Here is a 275-nt window from a genome sequence, read left to right as displayed (position 1 = left end):
AGATAGTACATGGTTAGAATCAGTCGATTATGCCAACGATTCATATGCATCTGGTCAAATGGCCTATGCAACCTTTATGAGTACCTCATTAAAACCGCTAGGCGAATCACAATCTATGTATGAGATTTGTGCTGGTATTGCAAATGCGATGGGTAATGGCGCTGAATACACTGAAGGGCTTAACGGCCAACAATGGTGTGAAAAGCTTTATCAACAAACTAAGGCGATGAATACCGATGTTGATATGCCAGATACTTATGAAGAAGCTCAGAAAG

The 275-nt window shown here is 40.7% G+C and carries 1 pseudogene; it reads left to right on the top strand.

Going from position 1 to position 275, the window contains the following annotated elements:
* Positions 1 to 275, top strand: a pseudogene (locus tag AAEY99_RS21405) (dimethyl sulfoxide reductase subunit A); the annotation flags it as partial.

The organism is Shewanella sp. S1-58-MNA-CIBAN-0166 (genome assembly GCF_040310085.1).
GTDB lineage: Bacteria > Pseudomonadota > Gammaproteobacteria > Enterobacterales > Shewanellaceae > Shewanella.
This window is presented reverse-complemented; position numbering and strand designations above follow the sequence as displayed.